Here is a 13,012-nt window from a genome sequence, read left to right as displayed (position 1 = left end):
CCTGGCGCATCCTCGACGCCGCAATCGCCGGAGTGATGTGGTGGATTGCCGCGAGCCTGGTGCTCGGGCAGCTGCGGTAGGTTCCTGCCGGCGAGGCGCCTCCACCTCCGATTGTGAGCGGCCACACGGCGCAGTCACTCTCGCTCAGAAGGGGGTACAAACCTGCTGAGGGGCTCTGTTCATCCTGCGCAGGGGGTGGAAACCGTGGCTGATACACGGAGATGCGGGACGCGTGCTGTACTCGCAATCGTTCTGGCGAGTCTGTGCCTGTATCCGCTCGCGCCGACAACGGCGTTCGGTGCGCTCATATACGAGCGTGTCAGCGTGGCGACGGGAGGCGTGCAGATTCCGGCGGGCAAGGAGGCTCTGGACGCTGCCATGTCAGCTGACGGTCGCTACGTGGTGTTTGCAAGTGACGCCACATCGCTCGTAACCAGCGACACCAATGGGTTCGAAGACATCTTCAGACGGGATCGTCTGACCGGAGAGACCATTCGGGTCAGTGTGCAGACCGGTGGAGGACAGTCGAACAAGTCCTCGAGTTGGCCAGCGATATCGGCGGATGGACGTTTTGTCGTGTTCCGTTCGGACGCTAGCAACCTGGTGGCGGGCGACAACAACGGGACCCTCGACTTCTTCATCCGCGACTGCGTCATCGGGTCGACCGATCGGGTCAACGTCGGCCCCCTCAGTCGTGAGGCGAACAACTGGGGACGCTACTGCTCCGTGAGCGATGACGGCCGATACGTCTGCTTCGATAGCTCCGCCAGCAACCTCGTCGATGGCGATACGAACGGCGGCGCCGACATCTTCGTACGCGACAGGGTGCTCGGGGTTACGACTCGGGCGAGTGTTTCAGCCGCTGGCGCGCAAGCCAGCGGTGGGTTTGGAGTCGTCTCAGGCAACGGTCGCTATGTCGCATTCAACAGCGCTGCGACGAACGTCGTCCCAAACGACACGAATGGCGCCGGTGACATATTCGTGCGTGATCTCGTGTCGGGGACGACGGAGATGGTGAGCGTCTCGTCGGGCGGAGTGTTGGGCGATGCCTCGAGCATTCGAGCGGTCATCTCGCGTGACGGCCGATACGTCGCGTTCGAGTCTGAGGCGACGAACCTCGTTGCGAACGACACAAACGGTCTGACCGACGTCTTCGTTCGGGACCGCGTCCTTCACACGACGTGGCGCGCGAGCGTCAGTTCAAGCGGCACTCAGGCAATCTCGCTGTGCGACTTCGCATCGATTTCCGGGGACGGCCGATGGGTGCAGTTCAGTTCCCGCTCTGGCGGGCTGTCGCCGGAGGCGCCAACGGGCGGGGATGCGGTCTTCCTGCATGACAACAAGTCGGGTGTCACCGAGCGGATCGTCGCCGACAGTAATGGCGGGGATGCCGGGATGCACTACGGCACGTCAGCCGCAGGTCGGTTCTCGGTGTTCGATATCGGATCCTCGCTGGTGCCGGCCGACACCAACGGCGTCAGCGACGTCTACGTCGCTGACCGCGGCCTCATGTCGACCGCACTCACGCGCTCTCCGCTCGGTTCGACCGCGACGTTCACACGTAAGCGCGGCGTGACCAAGATCAAGCTGGGCGTCACCCTCAAGGACGAGCGCGGCGTGGCCATCTCGGGCGTCAAGGTCGTGCTGCAACGCAGCAGCAACGGCACCACGGGATGGACGACGATCTCGAACAGCACGACCGGCAGCACCGGAAAGGTGACCAAGACGTATACGCGCCGGGCGAAGTCCACCGCCTACTACCGCTGGGTCTTCGCCGAGAACGACTGGCTGCTCGGCTCGTCGACCGCGAAACAGAAGGTGGTCGTGAAGTAGATCTCGCTCCGCCGAGGTGGTGTCCGACGCTACAATGGCGTCAGACACCACCTCGCGGTCACCACTTCGCCGCGAATGACAACGGAGGGCACGCCATGAGCGACGAAGAGACGACCGAACAGGACCAGCCGGTCGAAGAGGACAAGCACACCTTCAAGGAGGATTTGCGCGAGACCGTCGCCAAGGTCGTGGGCGTTGCGGTCGAGGCCGGCTCGATGCTCTCGGGCCAGTCCGGCGAACTCGTCTCGGCTGAGCGCGAAGTGGCTGAGGCTGACGCCGAGCGGTTCCTCGACAAGATCGATGGCGAAGGCTGATCGCTTCGCCGTTGCCCGTTGCGACCCGGCTGCGGTGGGCCGCGGCTCCCGTGTAGTACGCTTCTGCGACGGAGTCATGCGCACGCGCTTGTGTTTGGCGCGCGCACGAAGAAGGGGACGTGAAGATGGCTGACAACCGGATCGGCGCCAAGATCACCACGCTGCGCGAGTCGCTGCAGCTCTCACGCGATGACCTCGCACAGCGTTGCGACTGCGACGTCGCGGTCATCGCCGGACTCGAAGGCGGCGACATCGCGCCGTCGCTCGCACCGCTCATCAAGATCACTCGCGCGCTGGGCGTACGGCTCGGCACGCTTCTGGACGACGACTCGCACGTGGGTCCGGTCATCACCCGCAAGGACGCCGCCGAGGAGGTCGCGCGCCTCAAGTCGTTGGAGACCTCGAGCGACGCCGGTGTACTCGACTTCTTCTCGCTGGCCGAGGGCAAGACCTCGCGCCACATGGAGCCGTTCATGATCACCGTCAATCCCGCCACGGGCGAAGGTCGTGCGCTCTCGAGCCACGAGGGCGAGGAGTTCGTGTACGTGCTCAACGGCGAGATCGAGATCGAGTACGGCAAGGACCTCCACGTCCTGCGCGCGGGCGACAGCATCTACTACGACTCGATCGTGCCGCACCAGCTTCGCGCGCACGGCGACATCGCCGCACGCATTCTCGCCGTCGTCTACGCACCGGCGTAGGGGGCGCACGATGGACATCACCCTGCATACAGAGAAGACCATCGGCGCCTACTTCGAGGACATGGTCGCCCGCCGCGGTGACGCCGACTTCATCGTCTACCCCGACCGCGACCTGCGCTGGAGCTGGAAGCAGTTCAACGAGCGCGTCGACCAGCTCGCCAAGGGCATGCTCGCGATAGGACTTGAGCCCGGCGACCATCTCGGCATATGGGCGCGCAACGTCCCGGACTGGCTCACCTTCATGTTCGCGACCGCCAAGATCGGCGTCGTGCTCGTCACCGTGAACCCGGTCTACAAGGCGCACGAACTCGCGTACGTCATCAAGCAGTCCGACATGAAGGCGCTCGCGATCATCGACGCCTTCCGCGACGTCGACTACGTCCAGATCGTGCGCGAGCTCGTCCCCGAGTCGATGACGCAGGAGCGCGGCCGCCTCGACTCGGCCGAGTTCCCCAAACTCAAGTCGCTCCTCTACATGGGTCCCGAGAAGCACCGTGGCTTCTACAACGTGCCCGAGCTGCTCGTACTCGGTGCGCACGGCGACGACGAGGCGCTTGCCGCTGCCAAGGCCGGCCTGAAGAACACCGACACCATCAACATGCAGTACACCTCGGGCACCACAGGGTTCCCGAAGGGCGTCATGCTCACGCACCGCAACATTCTCAACAACGGCTTCTACATCGGCGAGCGACAGAAGTTCACCGAGGCCGACCGCGTGTGCCTGCCGGTGCCGTTCTTCCACTGCTTCGGCTGCGTGCTCGGCGTGCTGGCGGTGCTCACGCACGGCTCGGCTATGATCCCGGTCGAGAGCTTCGACCCGCTGCTCGTGCTCGCTGCCATCCAGAAGGAGCGCGCAACCGCGCTCTACGGCGTACCCACGATGTTCATCGCCGAGCTTGCGCACCCCATGTTCGACATGTTCGATCTCACGTCGCTGCGCACCGGTATCATGGCCGGCTCGCCGTGTCCCGTCGAGACGATGCGCCAGGTCATCGACAAGATGCACGCCAGCGAGATGACGATCTGCTACGGCCTGACTGAGACGTCGCCGGTGTTCACGCAGACCACGACCGACGACACGCTCGAGCGCAAGTGCGAGACGGTCGGCCGCAAGCACGATCAGGTCGAGGTGCGTGTCATCGATCCCGAGACGGGCGCCGACTGCCCGCCCAACACCCCGGGCGAACTGTGCTGTCGCGGCTACAACATCATGAAGGGCTACTACAGCATGCCCGAGGCCACCGAGAAGGCGATCGACGCCGAGGGCTGGCTGCACTCCGGTGACATCGGAACCGTCGATGAGGACGGCTACTACCGGATCACCGGCCGCATCAAGGACATGATCATCCGCGGCGGGGAGAACATCTACCCACGCGAGATCGAGGAGTTCCTCTACACGATGCCCGGCGTCGAAGACGTGCAGGTTGTGGGCGTGCCTGATGCGAAGTACGGCGAGGTCGTGGGTGCGTTCGTGCGCAAGGCCGCCGACACCGATCTCACCGAGAGTGACGTACAGGAGTTCTGCCGCGCCCGCATGGCCCGGTACAAGGCACCGAAGTACGTGTTCTTCGTCGACGCCTTCCCCATGACGGCGAGCGGCAAGATCCAGAAGTACAAGCTGCGCGAGATGGCTGCCGACCAACTCGGCTTGGACGACGTCAAGGTCTTCGCAAGCGACGCCGCCGGCACGGACGGTTGTCAGGACGCCGGCTAGTAGAACTGAACGCGCGCCGAGCAGGTCGACCGGTGCCATGCGTGTACAATCGGGCGGACGCACTGCGAATGCAGGCGGCGCATCGGCGGCGGGCACACGTTGTCTGCCGATACGACGAAAGGGACTGACGTGAAGATGGGGACCAATCGTGGTCGCTCGCTTTGGATGATCGCCGCACTCGTGTGCGTGCTGCTCATCGCTGGCGTGGCCACCGGCTGCAAGCCGAGCGAGACCGATCAGAAGAAGGCCATGCTCGAGTCCGTCGCCAAGTGGTACGTCGCTCAGGGTGCACTGGACATGGCGGCGTTCAAGGCCGGCATCTACGACCCGGATGACATCCTCGGCGTGGCGACCATGACCGCGGCGCCTCCCGGTGCGGTCAAGACCGAAGTGTCCTACGCGTGGGCCGGTGACTCGATCATGATGACGGTGCCCTCAGAGGGAAGCACGCTGACGTTGACCGCATCTCCCAACCAGGCCAACGTGGTTCTGCTCAAGGATGCGGCCGGCTCAAACGGTACGTTCGTGATGAAGGACGTCGACGGGGTGTGGAAGATCGACGTCGCGGCGACCCAGGAGCTGCAAGCCGCCGAGACGAGCGCCACCGCGGCGCCCGAGGAGGAGCCTGCGAGCACGGAGACCACCAAGAAGCCGTAGCGCTCACTCGCACAGCTCGACATTCACGGGGCGCGTCCGGTCAGGGCGCGCCCCGTTGCGTCACAGCAGGTTCGAGGCGAGGCGGGCGCTCGCGTTGCGCAGCCGGCGCGCAGGCGACCAGGATGCGATCTCCTCGAGGGTGACGAGGCTGCACTCGGCCATATCGGCGACGAACGCCTCCTCATGCTGGCGCGTGAGTTCCGGGTCGTAGAACCACGCCATGAGCTCCTTGTGCAGCGCGAGACTGCGGATGTCGAAGTTCATCGTTCCGACCACGAGAATGTTGCTGTCCAGCGTCATCGTCTTGGCGTGCATGAAGCCACGGTCGTATCGGTAGACCTTCACACCCGCCGAGACGAGCTGGTGGAAGAACGACTCGGCGGCGTAGTAAGCGATCTTCTTGTCAGGCCAGCCGGTCATCATGAAGCGCACGTCGAGTCCGGCCAGAGCCGCATCGATCATCGTCGAGAGGATGTCCGGCGTCGGCACCAGGTACGGCGACTGGATCCAGATGCGCTTCTCGGCGGTGGACATCCCGGCCATGTGTGCGCGGCGTGCCGGATCCCACTGGATGTCGACGCCTGTCGAGACGATCTGAGCCAGCGTGCGCCGGCCGTCCTGCGGGTACTCGGCGGGGAAGAACCGCTCGGTGAAGAGGTTCTCGCGCGAGCGCGCAAGCCATCTGAGCGCGAACAGGCGCTGCAGGTCAGCGACTGCGGGGCCATGGAAGCGGCAGTGCGTGTCTCGCCATGCCGGGTAACGGGGCGCCCCGTCGATGTACTCCTGGCCGACGTTGATGCCGCCCGTATAGCCGAGAACCCCGTCGATGACGACGATCTTGCGGTGGTTGCGGTAGTTGATCTTGCGCGGGTCGATGACGTCGTGGAAGAAGCGCGCGCCGGCGGCCTGCAACTGCTTGATCTCGTCCTTCTTGTAGGTGAGGTTGCCTGCGAGGTCGTTGAGCATCCGGACCTCAACGCCGGCCGCGAGTCGTTCGAGCAGAATCGCGGTCAGTTCGGCGGTCAGCACGTCGTGCTCCCAGATGAAGTACTGGATGTTGATCGTGTCGCGCGCCGCGGCAAGGTCACGCTTGAGCGCTGCGAACTTCGTCTCGCCATCGATGAACACGTCGACATCGTAGGCCGGCAGCGCAGTCGCACCTTCGGTCTTGGCGATGAGCCGCACGACGGTGCCGGAGCCCCGGGCATCCGCCCACTCCAACGCCTCGTCGTGTGCCTGCGCGTACTGCGAGCGGACGCGATGCATCGTCGGTGCGGCGAGGGCCATGCGCTTCGCGTACTCGGGATCCTTGAGCGCCCGCTTCTTCCAGTTGCGGCCGAAGAGGTAGTAGAAGCCCAGGCCGACGATCGGGAACGCCAGCAGTACGAGGATCCACGCGAGCGTCTCGGTCGGCTCGCGGTCGTCCGTGACGACGGCGATGGTCACGAGGATCCAGTAGAGGAACAGCGCCGCCGTCGCGTACCAGGGCATGCTGTTGATGGTCGACCAGCTCATGGGGCTCCTCGGGGTGGTTCATCGCCCGTATCGGCAACTGTCGACGCGGTCATCAGCAAGCGTATGGGAGTCTCGCCCATGCGTCGAGCGCGCTGCGTGCTCCTGCTATCATCGGAGGCGATCAGCCGGCGAGCATCGGCGGCCGTGTCGGCCCGTGTCGGCAGGGCAGTGGGGGCGTCTCATGACGGATGTAGAGACAGTCAAGGAAGCGACCGAGCAGCGACAGGTGCGCGACGCCTACGGAATCGCGCTGACATTCGTCCTCGCGTCCACTCTGGCACTGATCGCCTCGGGATCGCCGCTTCCCTCGTTGCTGGTCGCCATCAGCGGGCTGCTACAGGTGATGGCTCTTGTCGTCACGCTCCGAGTGTCGGGCTACTCGCGCCGCTCGTTTAACGTAGGCACCGCGATGGTCATCGCGGTCTTCGTCGTGGGGATCATCGCGATGCGGCGCGCCGACCATACCGGTCACGTCATCGGGCTTGCCCTTTGGATTCTGCTGGCGCTTGCGACCATAGCCACGGTCGTCCGAAGGCTCGCCACCTATCGGCGGGTCACCCTGCAGATGGTCACGGGACTGCTGGTCGTCTACGTGCTGCTCGGAGTCGTCTTCGGTCTGGGCTACACGATGGCGAGCCTGCTCGACCTCGAAACGTTCGCGCAGGGCCCGCAGGGGATATCGGGCAGCATGTACTTCAGCTTCGTGACGCTTGCGACGCTCGGCTACGGCGACATCACGCCGACAAGCGACGTTGTTCGCGCCGCGGCGGTCGCTGAGGCGATTCTGGGGCAGCTCTATCTCGTCGCGGTTGTGTCGATGGCGGTCAGCAGACTGGGTACCGCCCGGCAGCGCGTGTTGCCCGAGGAGAAGAAGTAGCCGGCGATTCGTGCCGCTACTTGGCCTCGAGTTGCAGCGAGTATGTCGCGTCCGCCGGCACACCCGTCTCCCACGGTCGGCGGTACGCGAGTTCGAGCGTACCCTTCCCACCTTTGAGCGTACGGAATGTGAACGTCATCTCGCCGGCTGAGCCCACGGCGTTGCCCCCGCTCTTTCCGGCGGCGTCGTTGAAGAGCGGCTCGCCGACAGTCTCGACGATGCTCGGCATGGCCGTGATCTCCCACATGTAGCCGGTCGACGGGTTGGCGGGAAGCGTGACGAGCAGCATCTGCTTCTTGGCGAGCTGCACCGTTGCGCCCGCATCCTGCTGCGATGCGCGCGCAGGAGCTGTGCCCGAAGGGGCCTCGGTTCGGTCCTTGGGCCCGCCGCACCCGGCGAGTAGAGCTGTCAGCACGACAGCGGTCAGGACGAGTGAGACGACGCTGGGGCTGCGACGCATATGCACATGCCTTCCAAGACGAGCGCGACCGGCCACTGAGCATAGTACGACGAAACCCCGGTCTTGAGAGCGACCGACGTCCGCGAGATGCAGGCAGTTCACGCCTTCTCCACATGCGCCTCACTTCCTACCCATGGGCAGCGCATGACGTGTTCACAGGCGGCTGGCATCATCGGGTTGCGGCGAAGGAACCTGGCAGAACCGACACCGCCTCACAAGCTCTTCATGGATAGAAGGACCCGCTGTGGTGAGCGGGTCTTTCTGCTTTCCCGAACGGTCAGGTACGCTGGTGCCCGCAACGCGTATGTCATCAGGAGGGCCCGCACGCATGTCCGACGAGTTCACACCCGAGACGCCAGAGCAGCCGGTCGAGTCGGCCGAGCCGTCTATCGAGCCCGCTGCCGAGGTTCTTGCCGAGCAGCCCGCGGTTGAGCCGGCGACGTCAGCGCAGCTCACCGCCGAGGTCGCGCCGGCGCCTGCCCCTATGCCGCAGATGCCGTCCGGTCCCGAGCCGGCGACCATGCCCGCTGGCTCACGCGTGGTGCTCGTCGTCTCCCGTGGCCACTCGCCTGCACCCCCCGCGATCCCGCTCGACATGCCGGACGTCACCGGTGAGCTGCAGGGACGCGCTCTTGCCAAGCTGCAGGCAGCAGGGTTCTCGGCGCAGGTCCTGCACGACCACAGCGATCGACTTCCTCGCGGCTATCTTCTCGGGCAGTACCCGGTTGCCGGTGCTGCCGTGCAGCCCGGCGCCGACGTCGTGCTGCTCGCATCAACCGGGCGCGCACAGCTCCCGACTCCCGATGTGATGCTTCCGCACGTGGTTGGGCTTGACCAGGAGGTGGCGGCGCAGAAGATCGCCGCCGCCAGTCTCGTGCCCCGGATCGTGTACGACTTCGACCCGGTGGCGGTACACGGCACCGTGCTCGCGCAGATCCCGAGTGAAGAGGCGCTCACGACGCCAGTGCGTCGGCGGGGAGGCAAGGCGTGGCTCATCATCGCGCTCGTGCTGCTTGCTATCGCCGCCGCCGGTGCCGCTATCTGGTACCTCAATCGCCCGATGCCCATCCCGAACCTATCGGGACTGACGCAGTCGCAGGCCGAGAAGTCGGTGCAACAGGCGGGCTTCGCGCTCGGGAGTGTCGCGACGAGCCAGACAGCCGATGACAAGCTGCTCGGCACGGTCGTGGGACAGGCGCCCAACCCGGGTGGCTCGGCGGCGCACGGGAGTGAGATCAGCCTCGTCATCGCGGGCGGCCAGTTGTTGGTGACCGTTCCCAACGTGGTCGGTTCGACGCAGGCGGTGGGCATCAAGACACTTCAGGACAACAGGTTCGCTTTCGCGACCAGCTCGGCGTATAGCTCGACCGTCCCATCAGGCTCGATCATCGCGCAGTCGCCCATCGCCGGCGACAAGATTCCGCCGGGCACCACCGTGGGGCTCAGCCTGTCGATGGGTCCGCGCATCATCACCGTCCCCAACGTGGTTGCGCAGCTCAAGGTGACCGCCGAGACATCGCTGAGAGGCAGCGGCCTCGAGGTCGCCTCGGCGAGCAACTACGACTCGGCGACGCCGGCGGGCCAGGTCATCGGCCAGCAGCCCACGATGGGCATCGGGGTCACGCCCGGCACCAAGGTCGGGCTGACGGTCTCGCGCGGTCTGCCCCCTGCCGGAATCGCCACGGTGGTCGTCCCGACCGTCGTCGGCAAGACGCAGTCCAAGGCGCAAAGCGTCCTTCGCAAGGCGAAGCTGAAGACACTCGTGGTCTCGCGGGCCGGTACCGGTGGCGCCAAGGGTGAGGTCATCGCGCAGTTGCCGATGGCCAACGTGATCGTGGCGCGCTACTCGACGGTGATCATCTTCGTTGCGGACGGCTCGTAGCCGCCGCGTCCCTGCACTAGGGTGCGCCGACAATGCCCTTGATCGTGGTCATCGACGCGTTCGACACCCGGCTCGATCCGGCGACCACCCGCGTCGTCACTGCGACCTCGCTGTTCGCCGAGTAGTACGCGCGGACCTCATCGGCCAGAGTCGCGGTCGTGAGCAGGATGACGCCGCCCTTCTCGGCGGAGGCCGCGGGTAGCCCGAGTGCGTTGCTCCACATCACGCTGCTCGCCACGTACACGCGCTCTCCGGAGAAGTCCGACGGGTAGGCAGCCGTCGCCCAGCTTGCCAGCAACGTGGGAAGCCCGTACTTCGTGGCGGATGAGATTCGCGTCGGCGAGGGCAGCTGGGCGAAGGATGCGTCCGGAACCGTGCCCGACCCACCCACGATGAGCGAGCTGGTCACGCCAAGCGCGCCGATAGTGCTGCGAGTGGCCAGTGGCATGCCCGCTGTGCCTGAGTACATGAGCGGCCAGCCGTGACGCGCGGCGATCGCGCTGGCGGCAAGCGCGTTGGTGAAGCTGTCGCCCACCACGACCACCTTGCTGTCTGGTACCGAGCCGCCTGAGCGTCGCGCGATCTCGCGTGCGACCGCATCGGCGGTGGCGTAGCGGCCGGTCGCGCCGAGGCGCTTGACCGAGATGTGACGCCCCAGAAGGTAGGCGCTCACGCCCTTGGAGACATCGTTGGTGTCGCCGACGATGATGACGTGCTTGACCTTGAGGCGCGTGAGCTCCTTCTTGACCGTCGTCGGCACCGACTTCCTCGCCGAGACGAGCACCGGTCCGCGCACCACGTGAGCGAGCGGCGCTGCGGCCATCGCATCCATCCAGGAGGCGCCGCCCACGATGACGGCGGTATCGGCGCGGGTGAAGCTGATGCTGCTGAGCTTGGTCGCGTAGCCGTAGGTATCCGAGCCCACCGGTCGAAGCACTGTGGGCTTGGGCCGGACCGTGAAGGTCGTGGCGATCGGCTCGCTGACGAGGCCGCCGGCGTCGTGAACGGTCATCGTCGCGGCATGCGAGCCGAGCGAAAGCGAGTCCGTACTCCACGTGCCGCCTACGACGAGCCGCCCGATGCCATCGATGGTCAGCGCATCCAGGTGCGTCCGCCCGGTCTCGGTACTACTCCAGCGCAGCGTGTTGCGGTAGTAGCGAAGCGAGGTCATCTCGGGAACCGACGTGGTAGGCGTCACCGTGACCGTGGTCGTCTCCAGGCCGGTGGACCAGCTCTTCGTGCTGTGAGCTTTCACTGCGAGCGTGTGCGGCCCCACCGTCGTCTCGTAGGGCAGTGTGTAGCTCGTCGCGCTCGTCCCCGACACAACGCCGACGCCGTCCAATGAGACGTCGTATGTGACGGCGTTGCCCGAGACGGGCGACCACGACACCTGTGCGTTTCTCGCGTTGGCAGCGCTCTCGACATCCACGACCGGCGTGCCGAGAAGACCGTAGTCCGCGATCATCCGCTCGTAGGCGTCTCGCATGTTGAGTGCGCCGTGTCCGTAGAGGTTGTCGCGACCCGTCGCCCCCATGTCGGTCGCCGTGTTCTGGACGAGGTTGATGACGTCTTGGTTCGACATCCAAGGGGCCGCGCGCCACAGCCATGCGATGCCACCCGCAACGACCGGGGACGCCATGCTTGTGCCATCCCACCAGGCGTATCCCGGCTGTCCGTCGTCGGGGTTGTCGTATCCCGGCATCGTCAGTCCCCAAACCGACGAGCCGGGGGCAGACATGTCCAGTCGCGTGCCGTAGTTGGAGAAGTACGATCGCTTGGGGTTGCCGCTCGAGTCGTGCGCAAGCGCTCCGACGGCCACCACGTGGTTCATGGCGGCGGGGTAGGAGACGGAGAAGTAGCCCTCGTTGCCGGATGCCGCGACGATGACGCAGCCCTTGCTCCATGCGTAGTCGATAGCGTCCTGCAGCGCCTGGTTGTATCCGCCGCCGGCGATGCTCATGTTGATGACCTTGCAACCATCATCGGCGGCCATCTGAATCGCCTCGATGAGCTTGGTGTCAGGGATGCCGGAACCCCAATACACCTTGTAGACCCGCACGACGGTGTCGTTGGCCAAGCCGAGTGTGCCGATGCCGTTACCGGCATGGGCCGCAATCTGACCGGCGACGCAGGTGCCGTGGGCGGTGAGTCCGACGGCCTCATCGTAGTTGGCAGCCCCGTCAACCGCCGAGGGGCTCACCGGGGTGAAGTCGCTGCCGGCGCCCACCATGTTGTCGCCGCGATCGGGATGGTCGGTGTATAGCCCGGTATCGATGACTGCGACCTTGACGGCACTGCCGCTTGCGCGCAGCGGGTACTTGCCGGTGATGTCGGGGCCGGTGTACCCGAGCTCCCATGCCCCGGTGCCCGTGGGACCGACGGCTTGGATATCTCGGAGCCACCAGGACCGGGGGTCGTCGTAGTACTCGGTGCCACCACGGTTGGTTACCGTCATGTGTCCGCCGGCGAGGTACGCCGGGTCGTTCGGCTCAGTGTAGGCAGGCGGCGTGTACGCCGGCTGGCGCATGAAGTTGGGCTCGGCGTACCGGACCTCGCCGGTTGCCTCGACCTTCTCGGCGAAGTCGGTGATCGACTCACCCGCGGGGACATCGATGGACAGGACGTCACCGCGGACGACATCGACCGCCCCAGCCGACGTGTCGACCGAGCGATACAGATCCTTGAGCTTGCCGGGGGTGAGCGTGCCCTTCAGTCGCACGATCACCGTGTTGTCTGCGACCGGCGAGCTGGTGAGAACCCTGAGCCTCGCGTAGAACATCGACGCTTGGGCGGCGTTGGCATCCCGCGAAGGCGCCGTGCCGGCGTGCGCGATGGGAACCGCCGCAGCGCACAGCGCAGCGACGAGTGTGAGTACGGTGATTGGTCTGCGCAAGCTCATTCCAGGCGACCTCAGGGTTGATGGCGGGTGGTGTTCTACTGAGAGTATCGGCTTTGCGCGTGAATCGCATGCACCCTACGTAGTATTCGTTGCACGAATTGAGCGACCGTTGCAGGTGGGTTGAGCTTGGGTTGAGACATGCTTCGAGCGCTCACATCAT

At 65.5% G+C, this 13,012-nt stretch carries 10 protein-coding genes; 7 read left to right on the top strand and 3 right to left on the bottom strand.

The genetic code is table 11. From position 1 onward, the window contains the following. Window positions 1–204: 204 nt before the first annotated feature. From HGB10_08410 to HGB10_08390, 5 genes are all read left to right on the top strand, one after another. Window positions 205–1,833 carry a hypothetical protein gene (locus HGB10_08410; protein NTU71824.1) on the top strand — a complete coding sequence of 543 codons (1,629 nt, stop codon included), beginning with the start codon at window positions 205–207 and terminating at the stop codon, window positions 1,831–1,833. Between the two features lie 95 nt (window positions 1,834–1,928). After that, window positions 1,929–2,147: a hypothetical protein gene (locus tag HGB10_08405; GenBank protein NTU71823.1), complete on the top strand. Its 219-nt coding sequence runs from the start codon at window positions 1,929–1,931 to the stop codon at window positions 2,145–2,147. A 125-nt stretch (window positions 2,148–2,272) separates the two neighbouring features. Further along, complete coding sequence (locus tag HGB10_08400) at window positions 2,273–2,848, top strand: cupin domain-containing protein (GenBank protein ID NTU71822.1); 576 nt, start codon at window positions 2,273–2,275, stop codon at window positions 2,846–2,848. A 10-nt stretch (window positions 2,849–2,858) separates the two neighbouring features. Next, window positions 2,859–4,562: an AMP-binding protein gene (locus tag HGB10_08395; GenBank protein ID NTU71821.1), complete on the top strand. Its 1,704-nt coding sequence runs from the start codon at window positions 2,859–2,861 to the stop codon at window positions 4,560–4,562. A 135-nt stretch (window positions 4,563–4,697) separates the two neighbouring features. Next, window positions 4,698–5,219 carry a hypothetical protein gene (locus HGB10_08390; GenBank protein ID NTU71820.1) on the top strand — a complete coding sequence of 174 codons (522 nt, stop codon included), beginning with the start codon at window positions 4,698–4,700 and terminating at the stop codon, window positions 5,217–5,219. Between the two features lie 60 nt (window positions 5,220–5,279). Here HGB10_08390 and cls read toward each other — a convergent pair whose 3' ends face one another. After that, window positions 5,280–6,734, bottom strand: a complete 1,455-nt coding sequence (gene cls / locus HGB10_08385; protein NTU71819.1) for a cardiolipin synthase — start codon at window positions 6,732–6,734, stop codon at window positions 5,280–5,282. A gap of 181 nt (window positions 6,735–6,915) precedes the next feature. Between cls and HGB10_08380 the strand changes: the two genes are divergently transcribed. Next, window positions 6,916–7,611: a two pore domain potassium channel family protein gene (locus tag HGB10_08380; protein NTU71818.1), complete on the top strand. Its 696-nt coding sequence runs from the start codon at window positions 6,916–6,918 to the stop codon at window positions 7,609–7,611. A 16-nt stretch (window positions 7,612–7,627) separates the two neighbouring features. Here HGB10_08380 and HGB10_08375 read toward each other — a convergent pair whose 3' ends face one another. Then, window positions 7,628–8,071 carry a protease inhibitor I42 family protein gene (locus HGB10_08375; GenBank protein NTU71817.1) on the bottom strand — a complete coding sequence of 148 codons (444 nt, stop codon included), beginning with the start codon at window positions 8,069–8,071 and terminating at the stop codon, window positions 7,628–7,630. Window positions 8,072–8,399: 328 nt separating this feature from the next. Between HGB10_08375 and HGB10_08370 the strand changes: the two genes are divergently transcribed. After that, the gene (locus HGB10_08370; GenBank protein ID NTU71816.1) at window positions 8,400–9,953 is read left to right on the top strand and encodes a PASTA domain-containing protein; all 1,554 of its coding nucleotides are present in this window, start codon (window positions 8,400–8,402) and stop codon (window positions 9,951–9,953) included. Window positions 9,954–9,969: 16 nt separating this feature from the next. On the opposite strand, the gene HGB10_08365 is transcribed toward HGB10_08370, so the two are convergent. After that, window positions 9,970–12,852: a S8 family serine peptidase gene (locus HGB10_08365; protein ID NTU71815.1), complete on the bottom strand. Its 2,883-nt coding sequence runs from the start codon at window positions 12,850–12,852 to the stop codon at window positions 9,970–9,972. Between the last annotated feature and the right edge of the window lie 160 nt (window positions 12,853–13,012).

The organism is Coriobacteriia bacterium (assembly GCA_013334745.1).
In the GTDB taxonomy this organism is placed as follows: Bacteria; Actinomycetota; Coriobacteriia; order Anaerosomatales; family JAAXUF01; genus JAAXWY01.
The sequence above is the reverse complement of the archived record's forward strand: the minus strand, read 5'-3'. Positions and strand labels throughout refer to the sequence as shown.

What these genes read in the sequence shown, in the direction of transcription:
- HGB10_08405 (NTU71823.1), top strand. Translation starts at nt 1,929, where the DNA reads ATGAGCGACGAAGAGACGACCGAACAGGACCAGCCGGTCGAAGAGGAC.
- HGB10_08400 (NTU71822.1), top strand. Translation starts at nt 2,273, where the DNA reads ATGGCTGACAACCGGATCGGCGCCAAGATCACCACGCTGCGCGAGTCG.
- HGB10_08395 (NTU71821.1), top strand. Translation starts at nt 2,859, where the DNA reads ATGGACATCACCCTGCATACAGAGAAGACCATCGGCGCCTACTTCGAG.
- HGB10_08390 (NTU71820.1), top strand. Translation starts at nt 4,698, where the DNA reads ATGGGGACCAATCGTGGTCGCTCGCTTTGGATGATCGCCGCACTCGTG.
- cls (NTU71819.1), bottom strand. Translation starts at nt 6,734, where the DNA reads ATGAGCTGGTCGACCATCAACAGCATGCCCTGGTACGCGACGGCGGCG.
- HGB10_08380 (NTU71818.1), top strand. Translation starts at nt 6,916, where the DNA reads ATGACGGATGTAGAGACAGTCAAGGAAGCGACCGAGCAGCGACAGGTG.
- HGB10_08375 (NTU71817.1), bottom strand. Translation starts at nt 8,071, where the DNA reads ATGCGTCGCAGCCCCAGCGTCGTCTCACTCGTCCTGACCGCTGTCGTG.
- HGB10_08370 (NTU71816.1), top strand. Translation starts at nt 8,400, where the DNA reads ATGTCCGACGAGTTCACACCCGAGACGCCAGAGCAGCCGGTCGAGTCG.
- HGB10_08365 (NTU71815.1), bottom strand. Translation starts at nt 12,852, where the DNA reads ATGAGCTTGCGCAGACCAATCACCGTACTCACACTCGTCGCTGCGCTG.